This window comes from Mycolicibacterium sp. 624, assembly GCF_040548615.1.
Lineage (GTDB): Bacteria > Actinomycetota > Actinomycetes > Mycobacteriales > Mycobacteriaceae > Mycobacterium.
The window spans coordinates 299,309-323,215 of sequence record NZ_JBEPRZ010000002.1; the positions used below are offsets into that span (position 1 = coordinate 299,309).

Genomic DNA, 23,907 nt, shown 5'->3' on the forward strand with positions numbered 1-23,907 from the left:
GCGTGACGTCAGGTTGCGACGAAGTCGAGGATATGGCGGGCGACGACGTCGGGCTGTTCGAGTTGCAGGAAGTGCCCGGCGTCCTCGACAAGGGCAGTGCGGCTGCCCTCGGGCAGCCCCTGCTGCACCCAGTGCGTGTAATCCGATGAGGCACAACCATCGTCGGTCCCGTGCAGATACAGCGTCGGCAGCCTCGGCGCCGACAGCCAGTGCCGGTGCAGTTCGGCGTAACGCTGCGGCGGCCTGCTGTTGCGGACGGTCTGGCGGTAGTACGCAAGAGCGGCGCGCCAATTGGCCGGCGCCCCAATAGCCGCAGTCACCAGGGCGACATCCTCGGTCGCGTCGTAGCCGGGCGACCACTGGCGCCACAGTCGCGGAATCAACCACGACGCGGAACGGTCAGGCAGCCAAGGCAGTTGGTTGTAGGCGATGTACCAACTGCGCAGCAGCTGACGCGGGATCTGCGCGATCAGCCGGCCCACGTCGGGCGGCACCTTGCCCGGTCCCCGAAACGACGACGAGGGGGGCACCGACATGATGACGGCCTTGACGAAGGGGCTGTCGGGCATCGCTGCCAGTCCGGTGGCCGCGATCGCACCCCAGTCATGACCGATGACGATGTCTCGCGCTGTTGCACCAACCGCCTCACGCACTGCGAGGGCATCGGCCATGAGTGCGCCGACGTGGTAGCTGCCGTCGACGGAGGTCGATGACGGCGCGTAGCCCCGCAGGTAGGGAGCGACCACCCGGTAGCCCGCGTCGACGAGCGCGGGCGCGACCTTGCGCCAGCCGTCTGCGGTATCGGGAAAACCGTGCAGGCACAAGGCCATCGGGCCGTCTTCGGGCCCCCAGACGAGAACCTTGAGGTCGACGTCCGGTGTCGCGACGTCGACCGTGCGAACCCCGGTCACGCGACTACACCGGGTCGAACGCGGAGATCAGCCACTTGTCGCCGACCTTGTCCAGCGTGACCCGCACGCTCGATGCCGTATCGGTTGGCGCCGAGGACCCGATGACCACGGTCTGGTTGACGAACACCAGAACCACAGCACGGTTCGACTCCGCCGAGACCGACGCCGCCGCAGGCACCGTCGCTACGGCCGAGATCTGCTGCTCTTTGGCCCCGGGGATGACGACGTCGTTGATGAGTTCGCTGTAGGAGTTCTTGAACTCACCGGTCAGAAGGTTCTGTGCATCGCCAAGCTGCTGCTCGACCTTGTCGGGCGTGTACGACAGCAGTGCGGTGGTGCTGTCCTTGGCCACCTGCATCGACTCGACGCGAGCGATATCGCCGTTGCGCACCGAGTTGTCGACGAACTTCAGGTAGCCCGCGCCCAGCGCCAGGATCAGCGCCAGGCCCGGCAGGATGCCGTAGGCGAGGACGCGGGTCCAGTTGATGCGCCGGGCAGGTTCCTGCGGCGACGTGTCGTCGGCATCAGCGGTCGTCGTCTCGGCGGCGGTCGTCTCGGCGGCGGTCGTCTCGTCGAGTTCGACCGCGCCGCTCTTCGGCTCGGAGGCCACCGTCGTCTTCTCCTGATCGTTGTCGGTCACGGCACGAACTCCACGTTGGACACCTTCACGTCCTCGGCGGTCTTCTCCACCGTGATCCGCATCCGCCACGCTCGCGGCGCCTGCTCGGGCTGGCCCTCCACCGTGGTGTTGACGGTCACCGCAACGAGTACCTGTGCACCCTCCGGTGTCTCGGACTCCAACCCGGCCTCGGTGACCTTGCCGACCGACTTGGACTTCACCTGCCGGACCACTTCGGCGAACGGCTGCGAGCGCTGCTGGAAGTCGTCGTAGAACGTGCCGGTCGCCGAATCGAGGATCCGCGCGACGTCGGCGTCGACGCTCTGGAAGTCAATGGTGGTGAGGTTCAGCGCACCCTGGCGCCCAACCTGGAGGAACACCTGCCGCTGATCGGCGACCTGGCGCGACTCGTACGCGCGGAAGCCGAGCCAGCCGCTCAGCCCGGCCAGCGCGATCACGGCGACCAACCCGGCGATCATGGCGAGCCGGACGTGGGACATCGGCTGGCGGGGCGCGCCTTCATCGAGGTCGGTCTCCGCCCCGTCGCCGGTGCCGTCGGGCACGACGGGGATCTCGGCTCCGGGCCGCTCCACCACGTCGTCGTCGTCGAGTTTCTCAGCCGGTTCGGCTGTCTCGGTTGCAGGCTTGCTCAGCTCCCCGGCGGGGGCAGCAGCATCGTCTGCCATGTTTGCTCCTCTGTGGCGTTGCGGGCCAGATTGGACTGCGTGTACACGCGCCCGTCCGGTCCAACGTACGTGCCGGTCGCTGGGTCGTATTCGGCGGCCGCTATCGGCGGCGGCACCGGACCCCGTGGTGACGCTTCTTCCGCAGGTGACACCGCCGGGGGCACATGAGGGATGTCCTGTCCCGACAGTGTCGCGTTGGGATCACCCTTCCAGTTGTAGCCGTCGTTGAGCGGCACGTATTGCTCGCTGCTCTCGCACTGCTGCCACGTCGGGGCACGTTTGCCTGGCACGGTGATGCAGGGAAGGTTGCGGGCGCCGCGCACGTTGAACGGCGCATCCTGTGGCACTCGACAGTAGACATCACCCGGCGGCCGGTCGGGATAGTCCTCGAAGGTGGGCACCCGCTGTTGCTGGGCGGGCAGGAATCCAGTCGTGCACGGCGGCGGCAACTGCTGCGGCGGCAGCGGTATCGGGGCCGGCAGAAGAGGAATCGCCAGATTGAGGTTGAACAGCAGGGCGTCACCCTCGTAGTCCTGCTTCGTGTTCCGCTTGTGCACGCCGACGGCCTGCGTGACCGCAGTCCCCTGAGGCAGTAATACCAGCAACTGTTCGAGACTCGGCTGGTAGGTGACGGCCACCTCCCCGACGCTAACAAGGTTGGCGAGCACGATCGGCAGCGTGGGACGCAGCCGCTCGAACAAGGCCCGCACCTCGTTGGCGGCCCCAGAGCCCTTGGCCAGAATCCCCGCCACGGCCGGATCCTGGCTCTGCAGCTGACCGCTGATACTCGCCAGATTCGCCGCCCACGCCTGGATCGAACCCGCCGTGTCGGTCTGGGTGTCCAGCACCGGCTTGGACTGGTCGATCAGCGTGATCAGGGAGTCGAGGTTCTTGCGGGCGTCGATGGCCAGGGTGGTGCTTCCGGTGACGAGCCGTCGCAACTCCGGCCCGAGCCCGCCGACAGCGACGTACGCCTCGTCTACGACGGTCTGCAGGTTGTCGCGCGGGATCGCCTCCAGGCCACGGTTCGTGGCGTCTAGGACAGTGTTGATATCGGTCGGCACCGTGGCGCGATCCACCGGGATCACATCACCGTCCTTCAACACCGGACCTTCGCCGCTGCGGGGCAGCAGCTGGACGAACTGCTCGCCAACGGAGGACACGCTGTGCACCTCGGCGTCGAGGTCGGCGGGAATCTCGACGTCGGCGTTCAGAGACAGCTCCGCCTCGACACCGGTATTGGTCAGCTTCACGCTCTTCACCTCGCCGACCTCCACGCCGCGGTAGGCGACATTGCCGCGCGGGTACAACCCGCCGGTCTCGGGCAACTGCAAGGTGACGCGGTACTGGCCGACGCCGAGGAGGGCAGGCAACCGCATGTACACCAAGACCATGATCGCCAGCGCCGTGGTCGCGATGACGGCGAAGATCGCCATCTGGATGAGGATCTGCCGGGTCATTCGCATGTCAAGGCCCCTGGTCCAAGCGGTATGGAGCGACCAATGGGTTGCCCGCGGTGCCCGGCCCACCCGCGTTGCACGGGCTGGGGAATTGGCCGATGGTCCGCCCCCACTGCAGCTCCAGCCAGGTGAGATCGCACTCCCACCGCGTTCCGGTGAAGAATCCCTGGTCGATCCGGCTCAACGTCAGGTCGACGATCAATGTCAGGTTCGCGTAGTCGCCGCGCATCCAATTGGTGAGCGTCTCCTTGGGGAACGGGAAGGTGGGCAGAAAACTCAGCGCGCGGGTCAACGCAGGACCGGCATTGGCCAGCTCCTGCAGGACCACGCCGAGGTCCTGCAGCTCTTGAACCAGTGCCTCCTTGGTCTGGTTGACCGAGTCGGCGGCCAGCGCGCTGAACTTGCCGAGCTGCGCGAGCGCCTCGGCCAGGTTGGTGCGCTGGTCTCTGAGCACAGCCAGCGCATCCGGGATCGTCCGTAATGCCTTGTCCACCACCGGCTTTTGCGCGGCAAACTGACCCACCAGATTGTTCAGGCTCTCGGTGGCGGCGATGATGTCCTGCTTTTGGTCGTCAAGGTGACCGATCGCTACGTCGAGTTGGGAGATCAGGCTGCGCAAATCGTTCTCGCGGCCGGTGAATGCGGTGCTCAACGCCTCCGTGATGTCCTGAATTTCGCCAATGCCGCCACCGTTGAGCAGGGTTGCAACGGCGGCCAACGTCTGCTCGGTGTTCGGATACGCACGCGATGATGACAACGGAATCCGCGAGCCGTCCTTCAGCTTGCCCTCGGGCGCCACGCCAGTCGGCGGCGCCAGCTCGATGTGCAGTGACCCCAACAGGCTGGTCTGACCGAGCGTGGCTGTCGCATTCGCGGGCAGCTCGACGTCACCGTTGAGTTCCATCGTCACCAGCGCATGCCAACCCTGACGCTCGATCCGCCTGACGTGACCGATATTCACATCACCCACTCGGACGCGGGAATTCGGCTCGATGTTGTCCACGTCGGGCATCTCCGCCTGAATGGTGAACGCTCCCGGTCCCGTGCCCTCGACGCCCGGCAACGGAAGGGAGTTAAGTCCCCGCCAGTCGGCACAGCCGGACAGCACCCCGGTCGACACGACCGCGACGATCACTCCGCGAAGGAACCTGCCCCGGATCATGGCCCAGCCCTTCCCGGCTCGCGCGGGGGCTCAGGTGGCACCATCAGCCCCTGCAGGCCGTCGGCCGGGTCCGGTGTGACGGGCGCCTCCGCCGCCAACGGTGGACCCATGGCCGGTGCCAACGGCTGCCCGTCCGCCGGCGGCAGTGGCTGCTGCGCAGCGGGTTGCGGCGGGATGTAGTCCGGCCGTAGCCAATCCTCGCTGTAGGTGAGCTCATTCGGTCGCGTGGTCGCACCGACGAAGACATTCTGCGCAACGGGCAGGAAGTTGTACTGGCGGTTCTTCACAATCGGCGCCATGTATTGCACGCACAGCTTCGCCGACTGCTCGGCGCCGAGCCGTGACGCCGCCTGAATGGCGCCGCACAGAAAGGCAAGGGGGTTGGCGAAATTGTTGAGCATCGGCACGCTGCTCACCGCACCCTGGGCCGGTTGCCAGATGTTCACGTAGTTCTGCAAGGTATTGGGCGCTACGTGCAGGACCTGCTTGATATCGCCCAAGCTGTCGGTCAGCGCCTGGGTCACGCCCGCCAACTTGTCGGACGTGGTGCCAAGCGCTTCGCGGTTGTCGGCCACGAACGTCTGGACCTCGCCGACGACGTCGTTGAGATCGTGGACAGCGTTGGCCACTTCGTCGGGATCGTTGGCGAGTGAGCCGGTCACGGACGCGAGGTTCTGGTTGAGTTGGCGCATCAAGTTGGTGCTGTCCTGCAGCGCGGACACCAGGATCGCCAAATTCTTGACGGTGGAGAAGATGTCGGTGCTGTGATCGCCGAGGGCCGAGAAGGCTTGCGACAGCTTGATCACGGTGTCCCGGATGTTGGCGCCCTCACCACGCAAGTTGTCCGCGGCGGTGTTGATCGCCGAGCCCAGCGGGCTCACGCCGCCGGGTTCAGTCGGCTGCAGCGACTCGGACAGCTTCTCCAACTGCCGTCGGACCTCGTCCCATTCCACCGGAACCGCGGTGCGCTCCCGCGGAATGACGGCGTCGTCGGCCATAACGGGGCCTCCGGTGTAGGCCGGGGTGAGCTGAATACTCCTCGCGGTCACCAAAGTCGGCGACAAGATCGCCGCCTTCGCGTCGGCCGGAACCTTGTACTTGCTGTCGAACCAGAGCGAGACCTTGACCGACGTGGGCTGCGGCTCGATGGACTCGATCCTGCCCACGGGTACTCCGACGATGCGAACGTCGTCACCCGCGTAGATGCCGTTGCTGTTCTCGAAATAGGCGACGACATGTGTGCGGTCGATCTGTTCGGTGTCGCGCAACAACACGACCGCGCCGCCCGCCGCTACCACCACCAGTGCAGCGGCGATGAAGTTCCGGGCGGTGTGTGTCATTGGCCGGCCTCCGCGGGAGGCGGCACCTCACCCGGCGCGGGCACGAAAACGGGCTTCGGCGTCGGTTCGGGTGTGGATGCCAGTCCGGGTGGGGCCTCGGCGGGAGGCCCGGGTGGCGGTCCACCGGGCGGCGGGGCGGGTGGGGGCTCGCGGTAGGGATAGCAGCCGGTGGGGCCGGGCAGCGGCAGGCCGGGTGGACCGCAGCCCGGATCGCCTGGGTTGCCGGTGATCGCGTCCGGCAGGTTCAAGCGCGGTTCGCCACCCTGCCCGGTGCGCGGATAGGGCACCGGCAGTGCCGGGGTCCCCGGCTGGCCAATCTGTGGATCGGTGAGTTCCGATGGCAGGCGGACGTTGGGGTCGAGACCGAGGTCGGAGAACGCGGCGTCGATGAACGGCTGCAGGAATTGGCCCGGCAGGAGGTTGGCGACGTAGGTCTTGAAGAACGGCCCCGATGCCACCGATTCGCCCAACGACATCGAGTACTGGCCGAGCAGTTTGATCGATCTCTGCAAGCGTTCCTTGCGGTTGTCGACGATCGTCAGCACGCCGTTGAGCTTGTCCAGGGCAGGTTTCATGGTGTCACGGTTCTCGGCGATAAAGCCCAACAGTTGATTGCTGAGCGCCGAGATGTTGCCGGAGATCTGATCCAGTGCGGCGCTTTGGCTTTCCAGCTCACTCAGCAGCGCGTCGGTGTTGGCGATAAGACTCACCACCTGGTTGCTTCGCTCGGCCAGCACCGTGGTGGCCCTGTTGGCGTCGACCAGCAGACCTCGCAGCTGCGTATCGCGCTCGTTCAGCGTCTCGGAGAACCGTGCCACTCCCTCGACCGCGATACGCAGCTCCGGCGGGGTGTCGGCGAAGGTCTCCGCCAACACCCTCAGCGAATCCGACAGCTGATTGGTGTTCAGGCCGCTGATCGTCACCGCCAGCTCGCCCAGCGCATCGGGCAGTTGATACGGCGACCTGGTGCGCTCGACGGGAATCGTGCCCTGCTGTTGCCCCTCGCCGCGGGAGGTCACCTCGAGAACCTTGGTGCCCAACAGCCCCCTGGACTTGATCGCCGCCTCGGTGCGATCCCCGAGCCGGATGTTCTTGGCGACGGTGAACTTCACCAGCGCCATCGGTCCGTCCAACTCGATCGACTTGACCTCACCCACCTTGAAGCCCGAAACCTGTACCGCCTCACCGGTCGTCAGACCACCCGCCTCAGCGAAGTGGGCCGAGTACTCCTTGCCCTGAAGAAACGGCAGCCTGTCGTAGTTCAGGGACCCCAGCACGATGCCGATCGTCAACGCCAGTCCGACGACGCCGATGACGAGCTGATTCCGTTCACTGAAGGACTTCACCGTGGCGCGCACCTCCCGGTGGACTGGCCGGCGACCTTGACGTACACCGGCTGGCCACCCTTGCCGTTGAGCTTCAGCACGATGTCGCACAGGTAGAAGCTGAAGAAGTCGCCATAGATGCCCTGCCGGCTCAGCGCCTGATACGCGTCCGGCAGGGTGTTCAGCAGGTTGTCGAAGTAATCATGATCGGCCACCACGATTCCCGCAGCGCGGTCAGTCTCGTGGATCGTCTTCGCAAAGGGGGGACGGGCCTGCGCCAAGAGGTCCGTGATGCTGGCGGCAGCGGCGTTGGTGTAGGCCACCCCGTTGGCGATGTCCACCCTGCGATCCTTGAGACCCTTCACCAGTTCGGAGAGCGCGTCGACGGCCTTGGCGAACTGGTCGCTTTGATCACCAAGTGATCCCAGAACGACATTGAGGTTGGTGATCACATCGCCGATCAATTGGTCCCTGTCGGCCAGGGTCGTCGTCAGCGCCGCGGTCTGGGCGAGGAATGAGTTGATCGTCGCACCCTGACCCTGCAGGGCCTGAATCAGCTGACCCGACAACGCATTTACCTGATCGGGATCCAGCGCCTTGAACAGCGGCCGAAAACCACCGATCAGGGCATCGAGGTCCAGTGCCGGCGAGGTGCGGGCGAGGGGAATCGTGTCTCCCGGCTTGAGCGTCGCGGTCCCGCCGGCACCTTCCTGCAGGGCCAGGTAGCGGCCGCCGATCAGGTCGTCGTAGCGAATGACGGCTCTGCTGCCCTCGGTCAGCACCACCGACTGATCTGCGGTGAACGTGACCAGTGCCGTCGTGTCGGGTTGAATCTCAACCTTTTCGACTTTGCCCACCTCCACACCGGCGATGCGGACGAAGTCACCGTTCTCCAACCCGGTCACGTTGGTGAACTCGGCTGTGTAGGTCTTGGTTTCTTCCCCGAAACGCAACTCCCCGAAGACCGCGAACAGTCCGAACACGCCGAGTAGGCAGACCACCAAGAACACGGCAAGACGCCACGCGTCGTGGCGAATCCGGGTGGTCAAGCCTGGCATGGCGGGTTACCTCTCGTGGTCTCTCTCGGTGTCGGTCATGGGCTCGGCACGGCCTCATGAGGCAATGGGATCGGCGGTAGTGGGGTCGGCTGCATCTCCGCGGGTGAGTGCACGATGAACGGCTCGGTACCCGGCCTCGGGCCAGGATCCTTCGGCGCCATCGGGGGCGGCGGGGGAGGCAGCCCCGGCCACAGTGGAGTGCCGTCCGGCGCGTACAGGTCCGCGCCGTACGCCGGAGCCCCCGGATACGGGATCGGCCCTGGTGCAGGACCGCCGAAGAGGTTGCGGATACTGGGCGGCTCGGGCACTCCTCGGGTGGTCGGGAAGTAATTGGCCCAGGCCGGGAAGCCGATGCCGGGATTGGGCCGCCAGTCCATGCCCGTGCCAAATCCGGTGTTCGTGACGAGATTTCGCACCGGCCAGTTCTGCGCGACATCGGGCAGCGAACCGCACCCCGGTTTGCCGCCCGGCCCGCCCTTGGCGCCGATGACCGGCAGGTTGTTCGGGTAGTGGTACGGGTCGTCCCCGAGCGCCAGCCCGACGTCCAGCACCAGTGTTCGCCCGTTTCCGCCGGGCGCTTCATAGCCACCCGTGTCCAGCAGGGTCTTCGCGCCCACCAGCAGGCAGGTGTACTCCGGGCTGTACTTGTACAGCAGGTTCGTCGTCGGCTCGAGCACATTGATGGCCCTGATCAGGTTGGCCTGGTTCGGCGCAAGCAGGCTGATACCACTGTTGGAGAGCCCAATGGTGGCCAGCAGCAATGCATCCAGCTGCTGGGCACCGCTGGTGATGGTGGTGCTGGTTGTGCTGAGCGCGTCGAGTGTGGACAGGATGTTCTGCGCCGCAACGCCGAATGTGTCGTTGAAGTCTCTCAGCGCTCGCAGATCGGCGGTGATCGTCTCATAGCGCGGATTCAGTTCGAGCAGAACCGTGTTCGCGTCAGTGGTCGCCTGACCGATCCGCTCGCCCTGACCGCGGACACCGTCGGCGAGCGCTGACAGCGTGCTGTTGAGCTTGGCCGCGTCGATCTTCTCGAGTACTGCGACCACGTTCTGGAACACCGTGTTGGCCTCGACGGTGACGTTGCGTGACTCGATCACCTGTCCGGGCGCCAGTCGCTGCGGGCTGGGGTCGCTGGGGTAGACGAGATCGACGAACTTGGCGCCGAAAACCGTGGTGGCCCGGATCTGGGCCTCGACATTCGCCGGGATGTACTTGATCTTGTCCTTGTCGATCTCCAGTTTCAGCGCCACCGGCTCGCTGCCGCCCTGGATGGAGGCGACCCGCCCGACCTGGACGCCACGCAATTTGACCCTGGCGTTGGTCTCCATCACCAGTCCTGACCGATCGGAGGTCAGCGTGACAGTCTCGGTCGCCTTGAAGGTGCCGAGGAACAACGAATACGTCAGCCAGAAGGCGACGCCTAGCAGGACCACGAGGATCAACGTCCACCACGCGGGGTGCAGGCCGTCGTCGTGTTGATCCATGGTCACCCGGCCAGGTTGAAGTTGCCGGATGCGCCGTAGACAGCAAGCGAGAGCATCACCAGGACGAACGCCGAGACGATCAGCGAGGTGCGCACCGCACGCCCGACAGCCTCCCCTACCCCCGCCGGCCCACCTCGTGCGGTGAAACCGTAGTAGGTGTGCACGAGCATGATCACCACCGACAGGGCGATGCATTGGCCGAATGACCACATCAGGTCGGTGGGGTTGAGGAACGTCTTGAAGTAGTGGTCGTAAACACCCGTCGATTGACCGTAGATGACGGTGGTGCCGAACCGCGCCGCCCAGAACGCCATCAGCACACCCACGCAGTACAGCGGGATCACCACGAGGAAGCCCGCGATCACCCGGCTGGAGGCGAGGAACGCGACGCTGCGGATACCCATGACCTCGAGCGCGTCGATCTCCTCGTTGATCCGCATAGCGCCGAGTTGTGCGGTGGCTCCGGCGCCGATGGTGGCGGACAGCGCGATGGCGGTGGTGGCCGGTGCGATCAGGCGCACGTTGAAGTAGGCCGATACGAATCCCGTCAGGGCCTCCACGCCGAGTTCAGAGAAGTCGCTGTAGCCCTGCACCGCCACGAGTGCGCCCGTGGTCACGGTCAAGAAGCCGACGATCGCGACCGTGCCGCCGATGATGATGAGCGCCCCCGCCCCAAGGCCCATCTGAGCGATGATCCGAATCAACTCGACCCGGTAATGGATCAACACGTAATGCATGGAGCGAAGGGTGCGGCCGTAGAACTTGGTTTGCGTTCCGATGAGGTTCCAGGAGTCGGCCGCGGTGCGGAACCGGGCTTTCAGCCAGGGGAACTGGGAGTGAGGCCTCGAGATCGTCATAGCGTGATCTTGATCGCTACGGCGGTTGCGACGATGTTGATGGCGAACAGCGCCATGAAGGTGAACACCACGGTCTCGTTCACCGCGTTACCGACACCGGCCGGACCCCCACGCACGGAAATCCCCTTGTAGCAGGCGATCAGACCGGCCGAGAGCCCGAACAACGCCGCTTTCACCAGCGCGATGATCACGTCGGGGGCGCCGATGATCGTGGTCAGGCCTGCGGCGAAGGCGCCAGGCGAGACGTTCTGGAGGTAGACGACGAAGACGTAGGCGCCTGAGAGGCCGACGATAATCACGGTGGCAGACAGCGCCAGCGACACAATGGTGGCGGCCAACACCCGGGGCACCACGAGCGCCTGAATGGGATTGATACCCATCACCCGTAGCGCATCGAGCTCCTCACGAATCGTCCGCGCGCCCAGATCGGCGCACATGGCCGTGGCGCCCGCTCCGGCGACCACCAACACGGTCACGATGGGCCCGATTTGCCGCACCGTGCCGAGAGCGGCTCCCGTACCGGAGAAGTCCGCGGCACCGAGCTCGCCCAGCAGGATGGTCGTGATGAAGGTCAGCAACACCGTGTACGGAATGGTCAACAACAGTGTGGGCACAATCGACACCCGCGCGACGAACCACGACTGAGCGATGAATTCACGCCACGCGAAGGGCGGCTTGAACATTGCCACGAACGTATCGAGCGCCATGGAGTAGAACCCGCCGAAGGCACGCACCGGCTTGGCAATGACGTTGGAGGCCACCACTAGTCGGCCCTTCCCCGCCTGCACCTCTCCGTCATGGGTCGTTGTTCCCTCCGACGTATTACACGCTCGTAGGAGGTGAGTGTGACATCGGGAACTCGTCCGAATCGCGAAATCACCGATTTCGGGGACCAACGGCCGGACTCCCCGGCCTATCCAGCCCACCATTCGTTGACTGAACGCCGTTGACTGAACGGTCGCGGTCTCGCCCATACGGCTGTCCGCACGGGGTCGGCATCAGCAAAGCGCCGACAACGCGCACGTCGCGCCGATCACGCACCATCGACTGCCGCGTCGAGATCAGCAATCACGATCCGCCGCATTCCCAGCATCGCGGTGGTCGCCGCGGCGGCACGGGCGGGGTCGGGATCCTCAATCAGTTCGTACAACCGCTTGGGCGTGATCTGCCAGCTCAGTCCGTATCGGTCCTTGAGCCAGCCGCATTGCGATTCCTGCCCACCCTCGAGCAGCGTGAACCAGTAGTAGTCCACTTCTTCCTGGTCGGCGCAGAGAATCTCGAATGACACGGCCTCGGTGAAGGGGAACAGCGGCCCACCGTTGATGCCGAGGAACCGATGGCCGTCGAGCACGAACGTGCCGTAGACGACCTCACCGGGCTTTCCGGGACCCGCGTCGGTGTAGCGGGTGAATCCCTCGATCGATGAGTTGGGGAAGACCGAGGTGTAGAACTCCGCGGCCTCCTCGAGGTTGTCGTTGAACCAGAGCGATGGCGTGATTGTTGGCATGTGGTGTGGACTCACCGTGTCCCCAGGATTCATCGCGCAGCGCTCAACGCAGGCCGGGGCAGCGGAGTTGGCGGTGAAGCCGCTGGGTAACGTGAGGTCCGGGGTCGGCCGAGAGGAATTCCGTGACCATTTCGAGTGCACCGCAGACGGTGACGTTTCGTGGCGTCGACGACCTGTCCCTGGTTGCCGACGAGTGGAACCGGGAAACACCAGGTGAGCACCCGACGATCCTCATGCTGCACGGCGGCGGCCAGAACCGGCACTCATGGAAGAACACGGGCCAGATCCTCGCCGATGCCGGCTTTCACGTGATCGCCCTCGACAGTCGGGGCCACGGCGACAGCGACCGCTCGCCCACCGCGACGTACGCGGTCGAGGCGCTGTGCGACGACACCCTGCAGGTGCTGTACCAGATCGGGCGGCCGGTCGTGCTGATCGGCGCCAGCATGGGCGGAATGACGGGGATCGCCGCCGCGCACGAGGCCGGGCCCGAGTTGGTGACCAAGCTCGTCCTTGTCGACGTCGTACCGCGGTTCGAGAAGGGCGGCAGCGCGCGCATCCGTGACTTCATGGCCAGCGGCCTGGACGGTTTCGACACCCTCGAGGAGGCCGCCGACGCCGTCGCCGCCTACCTTCCGCACCGCACCAAACCGCGCAGCGTTGAGGGCCTGAAGAAGAATCTGCGCGAGCGTGACGGCCGCTGGTACTGGCACTGGGATCCGGCGTTCCTGACCAAACCGGAGGACGATCCGTTCGTCCGCGTCGAGAAGCTCGAGCAGGCCGCAATCAACCTGGAGATCCCGATCCTCCTGATCCGGGGCAAGCTCTCGGATGTCGTCAGCACCAAGGGCGTGCAGGACTTCCTGGCCAAGGTGCCGCGCGCGGAGCTCGTCGAGTTGTCCGACGCCGGCCACACCGCCGCCGGGGATGACAACGACGCATTCACCGACGCCGTCGTCCAATTCGTCAGTCCGTGACCACCGGCTTCAACTTCCTCGAGCAGCCTGAGCTGCCTGCCCCGCAGGTCAGCGAGGCTGCGGCGCAGGCGCTGCTGTCCGATCACTACGGGCTGAGTGCCCGCGTGGAATCACTTGGCAGCCAACAGGACAAGAACTTCCTGGTCTGGCTCGACGATGACGCTCCTGGGGGCGTACTGAAGATCGCGAACCCGGCGTTCAGCGCCGTCGAACTCGAAGCCCAGGACGAGGCGGCCCGGTTGATCGCCGTCACCGAGCCCACGCTGCGGGTCGCGGCCCCCCTGCCGAATCAGGCCGGCGCCGTGTACACGACGGTGACCGGTCTGCTCGACGGCGACGCGCACGTGCGTCTGCTGCCATTCCTTGCCGGCGGCACCCTCGTCGCCGCGGGATACCTCTCGCCCACCGTTATCGCGGGCATGGGCGAGGTCGCCGGCCGAGTCAGCCGATCCCTGTCCGGTTTCACCCATCCCGGCCTCGACCGGGCCCTGCAGTGGGACCTGCGGTACGGCAACGCCGTCGTGACCGCGCTGGCCCGCCACGTGGCCGATCCTGCGCTGCGCGAGCGTCTGTGTGCGGCCGCGGCCGACGCATGGGAGCGAGTCGCCGCCCTTGCCGATGACCTCCCGCGCCAGGCTGTCCACCTCGACCTCACCGACGCCAACATCGTGATGGCACAGGACGTCGGTGCCGAACGCCCGGACGGTGTCATCGACTTCGGCGACCTGTCGCACACCTGGGCGGTGAGCGAACTCGCTGTGACGCTGTCATCCGTGCTGGGCCACCCGGGCACATCACCGACGTCGATACTGCCGGGCGTCAGGGCATTCCATGCGATCCGGCCGTTGTCGCCCGCCGAGGCAGATTCGCTGTGGCCCCTGCTGGTCCTGCGTAGCGCGGTGCTGATCGTCAGCGGCGCACAGCAGGCCGAACTGGAACCGGACAACACCTACCTCACCGAGCAAGCCGACGCCGAGACGCGCATGTTCACCCAGGCCACATCCCTGCCGATCGAGGTGATGACCGGCGTGATCCGCGCCGCCATCGGCCTGGGCGAACCGCCCGAGATCGTCACGAGTGAACCGATGATCTCAGGTGTGGCGCCGGAAACGGTGGTGGCACTTGACCTCTCGAGCACGTCCGCCGTCTTTGACGACGGCGTATTCGGTCAGCAGGTCGAGGACGAGGCTGCCCGAGATGCCGTCCGCGCCGGCGCGGCCCTGGTGGTCACCCAGTTCGGCGAGGCACGGCTCACGCGCTCACACTTCCTGAGCCAGCACTCCCCCGACGTCATCGCCACCGGTGTCTCGCTGTGGCCAGCCCGGACCCTGACGCTGGCCGCGCCGTGGCCGGGTCGGTGCAGCCGCTCCGGAGACACCGTCACCGTGCACGGCGCGCAGTTCGTCGTGACGGTGACGGGTGCTGACAGCGCATCCGGTGACAGGGTCGAGGCCGGGGCGCCGTTCGCCACCATCGAGGAGGGCGCCTGGGCGACGATCACGGTCACACCCGCGGATGCCCCGACTGTTCCGGCCTTCACCGCCGCCGACCTCAAGCCGGGCTGGCTGACGCTGGCCCGCGACCCCGGGCCGCTGCTGGGGTTGGCACCCGCCACCCCGGCGTCTCCCTCGGACACGGACCGAGACCTGTTGGCGCGCAGGGATGACAGCTTCGCCAGGGTGCAGGAGCACTACTACGCCGAGCCGCCGCAGATTGAGCGCGGCTGGCGCCACCACCTGATGTCGACGGACGGCCGAACCTACCTCGATATGGTCAACAACGTCACGGTGCTGGGCCACGCTCACCCCCGCGTCGCCGACGCGGCCGCACGCCAGCTTCGCCGCCTCAACACGAACTCACGGTTCAACTACGAGGCGGTGGTCGAGTTCAGCGAGCGACTGGCTGCGACCCTGCCCGACCCGCTGGACACCGTCTTTCTCGTCAACTCCGGTTCGGAGGCAAGCGATCTAGCGATCCGGCTGGCGACAGCCGCCAGCGGCCGACGCGACGTGGTGGCGGTCAGGGAGGCCTATCACGGCTGGACGTACGCCACCGACGCCGTGTCGACGTCCACCGCGGACAACCCGAACGCGCTGAGCACCCGACCCGACTGGGTGCACACCGTCGAGTCTCCCAACAGCTTTCGCGGCAAGTACCGTGGCGCCGATGTCGGCCGGTACGCGCTCGATGCCGTGCATCAGATCGAGGACCTTGTCGGTGCGGGTCGCGCGCCCGCCGGTTTCATCTGCGAGACCGTGTACGGCAATGCCGGCGGCATGATGCTCCCCGACGGCTACCTCACCCAGGTGTACGCGGCGGTGCGTGCGGCAGGCGGTCTGGCGATCGCCGACGAGGTCCAGGTCGGTTACGGCCGTCTGGGCCAGTGGTTCTGGGGCTTCCATCAGCAGGACGTGGTGCCCGACATCGTGTCGGTGGCGAAGGCGACGGGCAACGGCTCCCCACTCGGCGCGGTGATCACCAGCCGGGCGGTGGCCGACGCGTTCGCCTCGCAGGGCTACTTCTTCTCCTCCACCGGCGGCAGCCCACTGTCGTGCACGATCGGCCTCACCGTTCTGGACGTGATGGCCGACGAGGACCTGCAGGGCAACGCGGCCCGGGTGGGCTCCCATCTCAAGGAACGCCTCCTGGCACTGCGCGACAGGCACCCCATCATCGGCACGGTGCACGGCATGGGCCTGTACCTGGGCGTTGAGATGGTCCGCGACGCCGTCACGTTGACGCCCGCGCCCGAGGAGACCGCGGCGATCTGCGATCGGATGCTCGAGTTGGGTGTCGTCATCCAGCCGACCGGCGAGCATCTCAACATCCTGAAGACCAAGCCGCCGTTGTGCATCGATGTGCCGGGGGCGGACTTCTACGTCGACACGCTGGACCGCGTGCTGACCGAGGGATGGTGAACGGCGTTTAGGGTGCAGGGATGACATCCTCTGCCGACGCCGTGGTCACCGAGTTCTGCGCACTGTGGTCGACGGCTGACGTCGACCAGATCGTCGAGTGGTTCACCGAAGACGCGGTCTACCACAACATCCCGTTGGCAGCTGCCGTGGGCCGCGATGCCATCAGGGAGTTCATCGCCGGCTTTATCGCCGCCTTCGACGGTATCGACTTCACCGTGCACCGCCAGCTCGCGTCCGGTGATGTGGTGATGAACGAGCGGACGGACGTGATGAGGCGCAAGGACGGCGGCGAGATCGCGCTACCCGTGATGGGTGTCTTCGAGGTGCGCGACGGGAAGATCGCGGTGTGGCGGGACTACTTCGACATGGCCACGGTCACCGCGGCATTCGACTGACCTCCCCCGGTTGGCGGCCTCGGGGCCGATACTGAGTCCGTGACGCTCACGACGATCGCGCTATGCGTGCTCGCGACCGTCGCGGTCGCCGAGGGCATCGCTCTGATCGTGATGACGCGACAGCGCAAGCGTCGCGACGCCGAGCTCGAGGAGCTGCATCGCCGTTTGGACGCCCGCGCCACGCTGCTGTCGGGCGGGCGGGAGGCGGTCAAGCAGGTCTGGCAGACCGCCAACGTCCTGCGCAAGGAGGGTTTCGGGGCGGCCGTGCGGTCCTCGATCGAGGACCTGGCCGACTGGGCGGAGGTTGAACGCCCGGACCTGGCCAGGCTGGTACCCGACGGCCGGGTGGCGATCCTGTTCTCCGATATCGAGGGATCCACGGCGCTCAACGAACGCATCGGCGGCCGGGCCTGGGTGCGACTGATCGAGAGCCACGACAAGATGGTCGGCCGCTGCGTGAAACGCCATGGCGGCCACGTGGTCAAGAGCCAGGGTGACGGATTCATGATCGCGTTCGCACGCCCCGACGAGGCGGTTCGGTGCGGTATCGACGTGCAGCGTGAACTGGCCAGGCGACCCAACGGAATTCGCGTCCGCATCGGCATTCACGCCGGGAAGTCGGTGCGGCGCGGTGATGACCTGTTCGGCCGCAACGTAGCGATGGCGGCGCGGGTGGCCGCCGCGGCCGACGGCGGCGAGGTCCTTGTCAGCAAGTCCGTCCGCGACGCCGTCACCGATCAGGAGTTCGACGGAGGTCGAGAGGTGGAACTCAAGGGGTTCAGCGGCACTCACCGGCTGTATGCGCTGGTCCTCGACCCTGCTCGTTGACGGCTGCCCGGGCCGCTACTGCCCAGGTCCGGACTCGGCCAGCCGCTGGTGCAGACGCGCCCGGATGTCGTCGGGCGTGTAGGAATTGCGCTTGCGTTGATCGCGGGCCACGAGTACGCCACCTGCGACGACACCGGCGACACCGGCCAGTCCAATCCACTTCCAGATACCTCGCATGGGTCAGAGTCTGCCTAAGCTGCGCTGGTGAATGCGAACACGGTGACGTTGGAGCGCGCTCTGGCCGAGACCCGCACCGGGGATATCTGGCTCTTCCGAGGCGCGTCGGGGCCGGACCGGGCGATCCAGACGCTGACCAACGCGCCGGTGAATCATGTCGGCATGTCGGTGGCCATCGACGATCTCCCGCCGCTGATCTGGCACGCCGAACTGGGCGACAAGCTGCAGGACATGTGGACCGGCACCCATCACCGCGGCGTCCAGCTCAACGATGCCCGCCAGGCCGTCGAGCAGTGGATGCTGCGGTACGACCAGCGGTGCTGGCTGCGTCAGCTCACGCCGTATGCGACGCGTGAGCAGGAGGACGAGATGCTCCGCGTGATCGCACGCATGAACGGCACGGCCTTCCCGACGACTGCCCGGCTCACCGGGCGGTGGATGCGGGGCCGGATTCCGAGCGTCAGTGACTTCACCCGGGGGCTTCCGTTCGTGCACCGCAGGGTCCGCGATGCGGCGGAGCGCAAGAAGACGGAAAGCCTCAAGGCCGGGGTGCAGACGGCGTACTGCGCGGAGACCGTCGCCATCACCTACGAGGAGATGGGACTGCTGACCACCGAGAAGCACTACAACTGGTTCGATCCCGGCAAGTTCTGGAGCGGTGACACCCTGCCGTTGACCAAGGGCTACCGGTTGAGCGAGGAGATCGCGGTCACTCTTTGAGTTCGAAGCGGTTTTGGGGATGAACTACGGCGAGCCATGCGTTCTTGTGCATGATTCGGCCCGTCGATAATCATCCCCGAGGTCGGCGGGCCGAATCACTCTCACCCCATCCGGGGTCGCAGCGGCGTCTGCGGTGGCGCGTCGGTGACGGCGGGGCACGTCGTCTCGATCTCGAACCTGTGCGCCGCCACCTCACCCGGATTGGGCGGCATTCGGCCTGTGAACCGATAGGTGTCGTCGACCTTGGTCGCGTCGACCTCCATGGGGTCCGCGACGAACCCGGACAGCTCGTGATGCCGAAATCCCACTCTGTCCGCGATGATGTGCCCGGCCTGCCTGACCACGACGCGCACGACCTCGCTCTTGCCGCCGTCCACGAGGATGAGCAGCGTGCCGTTGTCGTAGGTGGTGCAGGTGACCTTGTCGGTCGAGATCGTGCGGGTCTGGCCGTCGAACACCACCGTGGTCTCGATCACGGGCCCGCGGCCGCACCCCACCAGGGTTCCCGCGACCGTGGCGCACGCGACCGCCACCAGGCTGGGCGACGCAACGCGCATGGCGCCAGTATGAGCCCCTCGAACGTCGCGCCCTGAGGAATTGTCACTCCCGATATTTTGCGCTGCCGGTGTGCTTAGCTTTTCTGAGCCGATGGTCGTCCGACCACGCGAAAGGAAGCACCTCATGTTCGTGTCAGGACGTTCTCTTCACAGCGCAGCGATCGGGGCGATCTGCGCAGGCGGCATGTTGTTCGGTGGCGCTCCAGTAGCCTCTGCCGAACCACCACCTCCACCGCCGCCCAACTGCACCGCAGGCGATCTGGCTGTTGCCTCGGGCACCGTCGGCACGGCGATGGGCGCCTATCTCTTCAGCCATCCAGACGTCAACAACTTCTTCACCAGCCTTCGCGGCCTACCGCACGAAGAAGTGCGCGGCCGGGTCCAGACCTACATGGATGCCAACCCACAGGTCGAGACCGAGATCAACGGGATTCGGCAGCCTCTCACCGATGTGAGAAATCGCTGCGACGTTCCCGAACCGCTGGGCTCGTAGGGACCGTGACCATGTCTTCCTGGAAGCGGTCATGGACCATCGCCGCGGCAAGCACCCTGGCAGTCGCCGCGATCCCCGGAGCGATCGTCACCATCGGATTGCCCACTGTCGCAAGCGCTGACGTGTGCGCCAGCGCCGGTCGTCGGGTGCAGGTGAGCGGCTGCACCAACATCGCCGATGCGGTTGCACCGTACGTTCCGCCCCCCGCGTACTACGCGCCGATGCCGTATGACCCGCCGCCGCCTCCGAACGTCACCGGATGCGTCAGCTACAACGGCAGATGGGTCAACGCCGGCGGCTGCAACTGAGGCCATTCGTCAGCGGCGTCAGAACCTGACGGTGCGGTCCCGGGTCACCGTCGGGGTGGGCGGCTTAAAGCATGACCACCGACCGCAGCACAGAACCTGCGTGCATCGCGGTGAACGCACCCTCTATGGCGTCGAGTGCGATGCGCTCGGTGACGAACTTCTCCAGCGGTAGGCGTCCCTGCAGGTGCAGGTCGATGAGCGTGGGGAAGTCACGCTCGGGGAGACAGTCGCCGTACCACGACGATTTCAGCGCACCCCCGTGCGAGAAGAAGTCCAGCAACGGCATCTCGAGCCGCATGTCGGGGGTGGGCACACCGACCAGAACAACCGTTCCGGCCAGGTCGCGAAGGTAGAACGCCTGTTTCCAGGTCTCTGGCCGTCCCACGGCGTCGATGACGACGTCGGCGCCGTGTCCCGCGGTCAGCTCACGAACGGCCTCGATGGGATCGGATTGTGTCGCGTCGATGGTGTGAGTCGCACCGATATCACTGGCCCACTGCAGTTTTCGGGGGTCGCGGTCGATGGCGATCACGGTCGACGCGCCGGCCAGCCGTGCCCCCATGATGGCGGCATCGCCGACTCCCCCGCAGCCGATCACGGCTACCGAGTCACCGCGGCTCACGTTGGCGGTGTTGACCGCCGCGCCAAGTCCGGCCATCACCCCGCACCCAAGCAGACAGGCGGCGGCGGCATCGACATCAGCGGAGACCTTGGTGCACTGGCCCTCGTGGACGAGTGTCTTGTCGGCGAACGCGCCGATACCCAACGCGGGGGTGAGTTCGGTGCCATCGGTCAACGTCATCTTCTGCGCCGCATTGTGTGTGTCGAAGCAGTACCAGGGCTTGCCGCGCCGGCAGGCCCGGCACTGACCGCACACCGCGCGCCAGTTCAGGACGACGAAGTCGCCGACCGCCACGTGCGACACATCGCTGCCGATTGACTCGACGATGCCCGCCGCCTCGTGGCCCAGCAGGAAGGGGTACTCGTCGTTGATGCCGCCGTCGCGGTAGGCCAGGTCTGTGTGGCAGACACCGCAGGCCTGTACCGCCACGATCACATCGCGGGGACCCGGATCCGGAATCACGATGTCAACGAGTTCCACCGGGGACAGCTTGTTTCGGGCGATGACGCCCCGAACGATCTGGGACACGACAAGTACTCCTCAAGAGATCAGGATGTGATGCGGCCTGGGTTCGGCCCAAATCAGCACGGAGAGAACGACGCAGGACCGCTGGGGCGGTGTGGGGCCGCCGCTCGGCGACCCCACACCGCGACAGCTCAGGCGTTGATGACGAAGACCTTGCGGATGGTCTCGTGCACCTTCCAGGAGGTGACTTCGCCAGCATCGATGAACACCAGGTCCCCGGCAGCGACATCGACACTGTCGCCGCTCTCGCCCGTCACGGTGGCCCTGCCACTGAGGATGACGACGGTCTCCTGACCGGGAATGTTCGCATGCGTCCCGGGCGCGGCCTGCCACACTCCGTGGTACTGGTTGCCCTCGTCGTTGGTGTAGAGCCGATTCGACCACACCTCGGCATCGCTGTCGTCGCGCGGCTTGGCCTCCACCTCGACGGTCTTGGGGTCGAACTTGCGAATGGTGGTTGTCATTTCTCTCTTTCTATCGTTGGTTGTGCGGGAGTCAGTGAGCGCCGGTGAGGTGGGCCAGCGCGGGTCGGACCTTGCCGCCGATCAACTCGAAGCTGCGTCGATAGGTTTCGGGGTCCTGGTCGTACTCGTGGGTGAAGGTGATCAGGCTGCCGAAGCCGCCGACGCTGTCGTAGAGTGCCTCGACCTTGCCGATGACGGTGTCCGGTGAGCCGACGAGCAGGAAGTTGTCCACCATCCACTCGATGGTGAGGTCCTCCGGCGGAATGGTGCCGCCGGAGAACAGATCTCCGATGCCCAGCTTGTTGACGAACAGCGGGATGTTGTAGTCGCCCCACAGTTTGCCCATCGCACCGTTGAAGACTCGGTCTCGCGCCTCCTCATCGGTTTCGGCGACGAAGAAGTCGCGGCAGATGTGCCAGTCAGCGCGCGACGGAGTGTGACCCGCCTCAGTGGCCGCCGTGGAGTAGGTCCTCCAGTGCTCGGCGAGCACGGTCTCGTGCACCTGCTGGCTCATCGGGATCGCGCCACGCCGCCCGGCTTCGGTGAGGCTGGGCGAGGTTGCCTGCATGCCGGTGATCATCAGCGGAATGCCCGGCTTCTGCAGTGGCTTGAGGTGCGGGCCGGCGATCTCGGAGTCGAACGCGGGCATGTCAACGGAGAAGAACTCGCCGTCGATCTTGAAGGGTCCGGTCTTGCTCCAGATGGCCTCGATAATGTCGAGTGCCTCGATGAGCATCTTGCCGTTGTTCTTTCCAGTGCCGAACAGTTGCGCGTCACTGGCGTAGGCGCCGGGTGCGACACCTGCGATGTAGCGGCCGCCGGTCATGTGATCCAGCCACATCATCCGGTGAGCCAGGGCCACCGGATTGTGGTACGGCAGCAGGTGAGCCGCAGCGCCGAGGGTGATGTTGGAGGTCAGCTGAGATGCCGCGGCGATCATCAGATCGGGTGCCGGACTGGGTTCGTCACCGAGGGTGTAGTGCTCGGCGAAGAAGGCCTCGTCCAGACCGTACTCATCGGCCCACTTCGTGATCTGCAGGTCCCAGTCGATGACATTGCGGGCGGTGCGCCGCCCCCCGGAGTAGCCGAGGGCGTAGGGGATGTTGAAGACTCCGAATTTCATTGTGCTCGAGTTCCTTTCAGGATGATGAGGAATGTCTGACCAGGCCGGGAAAGCCGGACCGGTGGAAGATGAGTGGCGCCTGGGCGTGTTCGGGACGTTCGGCGATCGCAGCGTCGAGCACCCGAGCGACGACGATGGTGTGGTCTCCGCCGTCGTGCTCGGCCTCGAGATCGCAGTCCACCCACGCCGAGACGTCGCCGAGAAGCGGCCCGCCGAGGTCACGTCGCGTCGAGAACGCCACCCCGGCGAACTTGTCGCTCCCCGACTTCGCGAACCGCCGCGCCAGTTCGGACTGCCCCTCGGAGAGGACGTTGACCAAGAAGCGACCCGACGTGGCGATCCTGGGCCAGCTCGTCGAACTCTTGGCCACCGACAACAGCACCAGGGGCGGGTCCAGGGACAACGACAGGAACGACTGCAGTGTCATGCCGACGGGATCCTCGCCCACGGTGCCGGTGACAACGACGACGCCGGTCGGGAAATGACCCAGAACGCTGCGCAGGACCACCTCGTCGGGGCACTGCGTGCTGTCTACTCCCATACAGGTCAGCACCTTTCGTGCATCAAGCGCGATTGACTGAGTATGAACATATGTTCAAGTTCGATTCGAAAGTACCCACCGCCGTCAGCTAATGTCAATAGGTACACTGGCATTAGCTGGCGGAGCGCGGCTGCTGGTGCGGCGATTCCGCGTTGTTGTACGTTCGTTTGGCAACATTGGCAGTGGCAGAACGGAGATCTGGTGGCACGCGCGGGAGTTCGCTCGGAGGCGACGCGGGCGACGTTGCGACAAGCGGCGCTCGACGTGGCCACGGAGTACGGAGTCAGGGGTGTCACCCATCGCCGAGTCGCTGCTGCAGCCGGCGTCGCACTCGGCTCGGCGAGCTACCACTACGAGCACATCGACGAACTGATGTATGAGGCGTTCGCGTGGTGGGTCGCGAGTCAAACTGCCGGTTTCGCACCGGGTTTCGCCGAGGCTCAGACAGAGGACGAGTTGGTCGAGGCCGTCCTTCACCTCCTCACCGTGATCCACGGCAGCCCGAGCGCCCGCATCCTGTTGTTCGAGATCTACGCGCAAAGCGTGCGCGACCCCAAGTACCACCAATTGGTCGAGAACTGGTCCCGGCAGACCAGGACCAGCCTGGAGCGCATGTACAGCAGCACAGTCGCCCAGCAGATCGAGGCCGCGTGGGAGGGCCTCGGCGTGCAGATCGTGATGGGGACCCTCGACTCCGTGGAGGATGCCGAGGCTTTGCTTCGACTGGTTCTCGAGCAGGAGCAGATGAAGACTGCCGCACCCGCCAAGCGCCGAGCCAGGAGTCGTTGACGGCCCACTGGAGCCGCCGTCGACGATCCTGCTCAGCCGCTCGATCGGGTGTTGCCGC

Annotated in this window: 26 protein-coding genes; 8 read left to right on the plus strand and 18 right to left on the minus strand. The window is 65.9% G+C overall.

The genetic code is table 11. The features are described from left to right. Positions 1–8 precede the first annotated feature (8 nt). The 12 genes from ABIA65_RS08570 to ABIA65_RS08625 all read right to left on the minus strand — a co-directional run bounded on the left by ABIA65_RS08570 (position 9) and on the right by ABIA65_RS08625 (position 12,412). The gene (locus ABIA65_RS08570; protein ID WP_354523253.1) at positions 9–911 is read right to left on the minus strand and encodes an alpha/beta fold hydrolase; all 903 of its coding nucleotides are present in this window, start codon (positions 909–911) and stop codon (positions 9–11) included. A gap of 4 nt (positions 912–915) precedes the next feature. After that, positions 916–1,551, minus strand: a complete 636-nt coding sequence (locus ABIA65_RS08575; protein ID WP_354523254.1) for a hypothetical protein — start codon at positions 1,549–1,551, stop codon at positions 916–918. Beyond that, positions 1,548–2,216 carry an Rv1363c family protein gene (locus ABIA65_RS08580; RefSeq protein WP_241403719.1) on the minus strand — a complete coding sequence of 223 codons (669 nt, stop codon included), beginning with the start codon at positions 2,214–2,216 and terminating at the stop codon, positions 1,548–1,550. The genes ABIA65_RS08575 and ABIA65_RS08580 overlap by 4 nt, the downstream gene beginning before the upstream one ends. Then, positions 2,180–3,682, minus strand: coding sequence for an MCE family protein (locus ABIA65_RS08585; protein ID WP_241403718.1), 1,503 nt, complete (start codon positions 3,680–3,682; stop codon positions 2,180–2,182). The genes ABIA65_RS08580 and ABIA65_RS08585 overlap by 37 nt, the downstream gene beginning before the upstream one ends. 1 nt (position 3,683) lies before the next feature. Continuing rightward, on the minus strand, positions 3,684–4,838 hold the full coding sequence (locus tag ABIA65_RS08590; RefSeq protein ID WP_241403717.1) for a virulence factor Mce family protein: 1,155 nt from the start codon (positions 4,836–4,838) through the stop codon (positions 3,684–3,686). Next, positions 4,835–6,178: an MCE family protein gene (locus ABIA65_RS08595; RefSeq protein WP_354523255.1), complete on the minus strand. Its 1,344-nt coding sequence runs from the start codon at positions 6,176–6,178 to the stop codon at positions 4,835–4,837. The genes ABIA65_RS08590 and ABIA65_RS08595 overlap by 4 nt, the downstream gene beginning before the upstream one ends. After that, positions 6,175–7,524, minus strand: coding sequence for an MCE family protein (locus ABIA65_RS08600; protein ID WP_354523256.1), 1,350 nt, complete (start codon positions 7,522–7,524; stop codon positions 6,175–6,177). Before ABIA65_RS08600 ends, ABIA65_RS08595 begins: the two co-directional genes overlap by 4 nt. Then, a complete protein-coding gene (locus ABIA65_RS08605; protein WP_502919540.1) occupies positions 7,521–8,561 on the minus strand; it encodes a virulence factor Mce family protein in 1,041 nt (346 codons plus the stop codon). Before ABIA65_RS08605 ends, ABIA65_RS08600 begins: the two co-directional genes overlap by 4 nt. A 35-nt stretch (positions 8,562–8,596) precedes the next feature. Continuing rightward, positions 8,597–10,048 carry an MCE family protein gene (locus ABIA65_RS08610; protein WP_354523741.1) on the minus strand — a complete coding sequence of 484 codons (1,452 nt, stop codon included), beginning with the start codon at positions 10,046–10,048 and terminating at the stop codon, positions 8,597–8,599. Between the two features lie 2 nt (positions 10,049–10,050). Then, entirely contained in the window at positions 10,051–10,905 is an 855-nt protein-coding gene (locus ABIA65_RS08615; RefSeq protein ID WP_354523257.1) for an ABC transporter permease, read from the minus strand. Then, on the minus strand, positions 10,902–11,669 hold the full coding sequence (locus tag ABIA65_RS08620; protein ID WP_354523742.1) for an MlaE family ABC transporter permease: 768 nt from the start codon (positions 11,667–11,669) through the stop codon (positions 10,902–10,904). Before ABIA65_RS08620 ends, ABIA65_RS08615 begins: the two co-directional genes overlap by 4 nt. A gap of 269 nt (positions 11,670–11,938) precedes the next feature. Continuing rightward, positions 11,939–12,412 (minus strand): VOC family protein, encoded by a 474-nt coding sequence (locus tag ABIA65_RS08625; protein ID WP_241403713.1) that lies wholly within the window; start codon positions 12,410–12,412, stop codon positions 11,939–11,941. 122 nt (positions 12,413–12,534) lie between these two features. On the opposite strand from ABIA65_RS08625, the gene ABIA65_RS08630 reads away from it, so the two are divergent. From ABIA65_RS08630 to ABIA65_RS08645, 4 genes are read left to right on the plus strand one after another with little or no spacing between them, the layout of a single operon-like run. Then, entirely contained in the window at positions 12,535–13,389 is an 855-nt protein-coding gene (locus tag ABIA65_RS08630) for an alpha/beta fold hydrolase (RefSeq protein WP_502919541.1), read from the plus strand. Continuing rightward, complete coding sequence (locus ABIA65_RS08635) at positions 13,386–16,307, plus strand: aminotransferase (protein WP_354523258.1); 2,922 nt, start codon at positions 13,386–13,388, stop codon at positions 16,305–16,307. Before ABIA65_RS08630 ends, ABIA65_RS08635 begins: the two co-directional genes overlap by 4 nt. Before the next feature lie 20 nt (positions 16,308–16,327). Beyond that, positions 16,328–16,702, plus strand: coding sequence for a nuclear transport factor 2 family protein (locus ABIA65_RS08640; protein ID WP_354523259.1), 375 nt, complete (start codon positions 16,328–16,330; stop codon positions 16,700–16,702). Between the two features lie 39 nt (positions 16,703–16,741). Then, positions 16,742–17,530 (plus strand): adenylate/guanylate cyclase domain-containing protein, encoded by a 789-nt coding sequence (locus ABIA65_RS08645; RefSeq protein ID WP_354523260.1) that lies wholly within the window; start codon positions 16,742–16,744, stop codon positions 17,528–17,530. Positions 17,531–17,545: 15 nt separating this feature from the next. Here ABIA65_RS08645 and ABIA65_RS08650 read toward each other — a convergent pair whose 3' ends face one another. Further along, entirely contained in the window at positions 17,546–17,707 is a 162-nt protein-coding gene (locus ABIA65_RS08650) for a hypothetical protein (RefSeq protein WP_354523261.1), read from the minus strand. A 42-nt stretch (positions 17,708–17,749) separates the two neighbouring features. Between ABIA65_RS08650 and ABIA65_RS08655 the strand changes: the two genes are divergently transcribed. Beyond that, positions 17,750–18,427: a guanylate cyclase gene (locus ABIA65_RS08655; protein WP_354523744.1), complete on the plus strand. Its 678-nt coding sequence runs from the start codon at positions 17,750–17,752 to the stop codon at positions 18,425–18,427. Between the two features lie 101 nt (positions 18,428–18,528). Here the strand turns inward: ABIA65_RS08655 and ABIA65_RS08660 are convergent, their stop codons facing one another. Then, on the minus strand, positions 18,529–18,984 hold the full coding sequence (locus tag ABIA65_RS08660; protein WP_241403707.1) for a lipoprotein LpqH: 456 nt from the start codon (positions 18,982–18,984) through the stop codon (positions 18,529–18,531). A 124-nt stretch (positions 18,985–19,108) separates the two neighbouring features. Between ABIA65_RS08660 and ABIA65_RS08665 the strand changes: the two genes are divergently transcribed. Next, complete coding sequence (locus ABIA65_RS08665) at positions 19,109–19,477, plus strand: heme-binding protein (RefSeq protein WP_354523262.1); 369 nt, start codon at positions 19,109–19,111, stop codon at positions 19,475–19,477. A gap of 11 nt (positions 19,478–19,488) precedes the next feature. Next, positions 19,489–19,785, plus strand: coding sequence for a hypothetical protein (locus ABIA65_RS08670; protein ID WP_241403705.1), 297 nt, complete (start codon positions 19,489–19,491; stop codon positions 19,783–19,785). A gap of 64 nt (positions 19,786–19,849) precedes the next feature. On the opposite strand, the gene ABIA65_RS08675 is transcribed toward ABIA65_RS08670, so the two are convergent. From ABIA65_RS08675 to ABIA65_RS08690, 4 genes are all read right to left on the minus strand, one after another. Continuing rightward, on the minus strand, positions 19,850–20,935 hold the full coding sequence (locus ABIA65_RS08675; RefSeq protein ID WP_354523263.1) for an S-(hydroxymethyl)mycothiol dehydrogenase: 1,086 nt from the start codon (positions 20,933–20,935) through the stop codon (positions 19,850–19,852). Positions 20,936–21,063: 128 nt separating this feature from the next. After that, positions 21,064–21,396 carry a cupin domain-containing protein gene (locus ABIA65_RS08680; protein WP_241403703.1) on the minus strand — a complete coding sequence of 111 codons (333 nt, stop codon included), beginning with the start codon at positions 21,394–21,396 and terminating at the stop codon, positions 21,064–21,066. Between the two features lie 31 nt (positions 21,397–21,427). Continuing rightward, complete coding sequence (locus ABIA65_RS08685) at positions 21,428–22,519, minus strand: LLM class flavin-dependent oxidoreductase (RefSeq protein ID WP_354523264.1); 1,092 nt, start codon at positions 22,517–22,519, stop codon at positions 21,428–21,430. A gap of 16 nt (positions 22,520–22,535) precedes the next feature. Beyond that, positions 22,536–23,060, minus strand: coding sequence for a flavin reductase family protein (locus tag ABIA65_RS08690; protein ID WP_354523265.1), 525 nt, complete (start codon positions 23,058–23,060; stop codon positions 22,536–22,538). A 201-nt stretch (positions 23,061–23,261) separates the two neighbouring features. Between ABIA65_RS08690 and ABIA65_RS08695 the strand changes: the two genes are divergently transcribed. Then, complete coding sequence (locus ABIA65_RS08695; protein WP_241403700.1) at positions 23,262–23,849, plus strand: TetR/AcrR family transcriptional regulator; 588 nt, start codon at positions 23,262–23,264, stop codon at positions 23,847–23,849. The last annotated feature ends 58 nt before the right edge of the window (positions 23,850–23,907 follow it).

Bases quoted from the DNA above. Each gene is read 5' to 3' on its own strand.
- ABIA65_RS08610 (WP_354523741.1), bottom strand. From the start codon at position 10,048: ATGGATCAACACGACGACGGCCTGCACCCCGCGTGGTGGACGTTGATC.
- ABIA65_RS08685 (WP_354523264.1), bottom strand. From the start codon at position 22,519: ATGAAATTCGGAGTCTTCAACATCCCCTACGCCCTCGGCTACTCCGGG.
- ABIA65_RS08595 (WP_354523255.1), bottom strand. From the start codon at position 6,178: ATGACACACACCGCCCGGAACTTCATCGCCGCTGCACTGGTGGTGGTA.
- ABIA65_RS08665 (WP_354523262.1), top strand. From the start codon at position 19,109: ATGTTCGTGTCAGGACGTTCTCTTCACAGCGCAGCGATCGGGGCGATC.
- ABIA65_RS08670 (WP_241403705.1), top strand. From the start codon at position 19,489: ATGTCTTCCTGGAAGCGGTCATGGACCATCGCCGCGGCAAGCACCCTG.
- ABIA65_RS08690 (WP_354523265.1), bottom strand. From the start codon at position 23,060: ATGGGAGTAGACAGCACGCAGTGCCCCGACGAGGTGGTCCTGCGCAGC.
- ABIA65_RS08625 (WP_241403713.1), bottom strand. From the start codon at position 12,412: ATGCCAACAATCACGCCATCGCTCTGGTTCAACGACAACCTCGAGGAG.
- ABIA65_RS08680 (WP_241403703.1), bottom strand. From the start codon at position 21,396: ATGACAACCACCATTCGCAAGTTCGACCCCAAGACCGTCGAGGTGGAG.
- ABIA65_RS08615 (WP_354523257.1), bottom strand. From the start codon at position 10,905: ATGACGATCTCGAGGCCTCACTCCCAGTTCCCCTGGCTGAAAGCCCGG.
- ABIA65_RS08640 (WP_354523259.1), top strand. From the start codon at position 16,328: ATGACATCCTCTGCCGACGCCGTGGTCACCGAGTTCTGCGCACTGTGG.
- ABIA65_RS08660 (WP_241403707.1), bottom strand. From the start codon at position 18,984: ATGCGCGTTGCGTCGCCCAGCCTGGTGGCGGTCGCGTGCGCCACGGTC.
- ABIA65_RS08580 (WP_241403719.1), bottom strand. From the start codon at position 2,216: ATGGCAGACGATGCTGCTGCCCCCGCCGGGGAGCTGAGCAAGCCTGCA.
- ABIA65_RS08585 (WP_241403718.1), bottom strand. From the start codon at position 3,682: ATGCGAATGACCCGGCAGATCCTCATCCAGATGGCGATCTTCGCCGTC.
- ABIA65_RS08650 (WP_354523261.1), bottom strand. From the start codon at position 17,707: ATGCGAGGTATCTGGAAGTGGATTGGACTGGCCGGTGTCGCCGGTGTC.
- ABIA65_RS08590 (WP_241403717.1), bottom strand. From the start codon at position 4,838: ATGATCCGGGGCAGGTTCCTTCGCGGAGTGATCGTCGCGGTCGTGTCG.
- ABIA65_RS08605 (WP_502919540.1), bottom strand. From the start codon at position 8,561: ATGCCAGGCTTGACCACCCGGATTCGCCACGACGCGTGGCGTCTTGCC.